The following is a 1,602-nucleotide window of genomic DNA, read 5'->3' as shown; positions in this document are numbered from 1 at the left end:
TTAACTAAAGTTTCGGAGTTCATTTTTCCTCTTAAACTAGAGATATCATATTGATTTATAGAGTCTCAAGCCTTATTGTTCTGGGATCGAGTTGCAAGGCTTGAACAAAAAAGCACTGTATGTGTGCGTCGATCGTTTCGAGCACTAAAGTAATTGTATCGCCCAATATGGCTTTTAGCTCATCTAACGCACCGCTAATGATTGCGCGAAATACCTGCCATAATTTGCTGGCAAAGCTTATATCAGTACTATTGCTACACACTCTCTGTCGCATCTGGGCAATACTGTTGGCACCTTGCATTTGTTTGGCGATCGCCAGCAGACAAAATCGGATAGCTGCCAAATGAATGGATGCGATATAGGCGGCATAATGGTTGCTTTGCTCTTTCAGCAAGCCGAGATGCTGTTTTGCTTCTTTGAAATAAACTTCGATTGCCCAACGCATGGCATAGCGTTGCAAGATCTCTGTGGCGGATAAAGCGGCATCAGTACACAAAAAGACCACCCAGTCATGCTTGCCTATCTGGGTTTTAGTTTTATCAATCGCGCCACGGACAAATAACAACCGAACTTTAACCCATTGTTCAGGGGCCTTAGGGCTTTCGGCTAGATTGAGTTCTGCATCTACCATTTTAGCTTGGTAGCCCTGCCCGGCAACAGTCTGCCATTTTTTACGGACACTATGCCGATAAAGTGAGTTGGCATCCAATTCCTGTCTAACCATAACACCCTCGACATATTCACTTATGCGATATTTCATTTTGTTTTTCTTCATCCTGAGAATGGCGACCAATGAAGTTTCCTGACTCAGGCGTATCATCGTCTTACTACCAAACCATGCGTCGGCCAATAGATAACTCGCCTCAATCCCAGCCCGCAGCGCCCGGCGAATCATACTGGCAACCATCTCTGGTTTGCTTTGGCTTTGAGCAATACGATACCGTTTTGCCACTATACTGCGCCCATCCTGGAATGATTGTTGCAAAGGCTGGACTTTTGCTTGGCTAATAAACAATTCACTATCCAATGGCACAAAACCTTCTTCGCTTGCCAAACCCAGTGTCACTACTTGCTGCCCCATCACATGCCTTCCCAGGGTGTGATCAAAATGGCTTGATATGCCCGGCATCTTGCGGCCAAACCGTCGCACTACCGTATCATCCACAACAAACGCGCTATCCTTCGCCTGATAGCTTGCCAGCGCCTTGCGGGCAATCTGCTCATGATGCTTGCGCCAGTTCAGATCCTCCCGGTTCAGTGTGTCATAAAGCACATCTTTACCCATCCCTTGCAACCCTTCTCGCGCAAACATGCCGATAGATTCCTTCTTTAACCATAACCACAGCGATAGCGTGTAAATCACTTCATCAATGGGCCTGCCCGATCGTTTGCTAAATCCACAACGGTTCAATAAGGTTTTTATCCCTATCCGTTGCCAAAGTATCGCAAAAATATTATCAATTAAGATTCCGCTTGCTTGCAAAAGATCAGCCGTTAAAGCTGGTAAAACTGTAATTTTTGTGACAGGATTCATGAGTGTTCTATTAGGAGTTAATAATATTTCTAGGCAAGCAATATTATACCCTTCTAGAACACTATTGT

The 1,602-nt window shown here is 44.9% G+C and carries 1 protein-coding gene; it reads right to left on the bottom strand.

Annotated elements, in window-relative coordinates:
* Positions 1 to 55: 55 nt before the first annotated feature.
* Positions 56 to 1,602 (bottom strand): IS4 family transposase (locus C8R30_RS15635; protein WP_218143503.1); only part of this gene is annotated, 1,547 nt, incomplete at its 5' end.

This window comes from Nitrosomonas nitrosa, assembly GCF_003051105.1.
Classification (GTDB): domain Bacteria; phylum Pseudomonadota; class Gammaproteobacteria; order Burkholderiales; family Nitrosomonadaceae; genus Nitrosomonas; species Nitrosomonas nitrosa.
This window is presented reverse-complemented; position numbering and strand designations above follow the sequence as displayed.